The organism is Sutterella massiliensis (assembly GCF_016899755.1).
GTDB classification, from domain to species: domain Bacteria; phylum Pseudomonadota; class Gammaproteobacteria; order Burkholderiales; family Burkholderiaceae_F; genus Sutterella; species Sutterella massiliensis.
Genome location: NZ_JACJJC010000435.1, coordinates 1 through 267 on the forward strand (window position 1 = coordinate 1; position 267 = coordinate 267).

1 protein-coding gene is annotated in these 267 nt (G+C 45.7%); it reads right to left on the reverse strand.

Annotated elements, in window-relative coordinates; translation table 11 throughout:
* Positions 1-205 (reverse strand): DUF8426 domain-containing protein (locus H6A60_RS13215; protein ID WP_500691543.1); only part of this gene is annotated, 205 nt, incomplete at its 3' end.
* Between the last annotated feature and the right edge of the window lie 62 nt (positions 206-267).

Genomic DNA, 267 nt, shown 5'->3' on the forward strand with positions numbered 1-267 from the left:
TTGGAATGCTTTTCTTTTGAATCAGCCATTTAACAGTGCGCAGCCGTTTATAGTGTTCGAACTCTGGATGCCATTCGGGCTCTCCAGTTACAACACCGATAGCATCAATGGAGTGCGCAGTATAGCAGGAAAGAATAATATCTCCTGGCTGCATTCTGGACAAGAATGCGTTAAGTACGGTTTTACCACCCACATGGTAGTCCATGTCATCCGTGATGGTTTCCCCGTATTCATCCCATCCAATCCGAATACAGCCATGCTTCATAC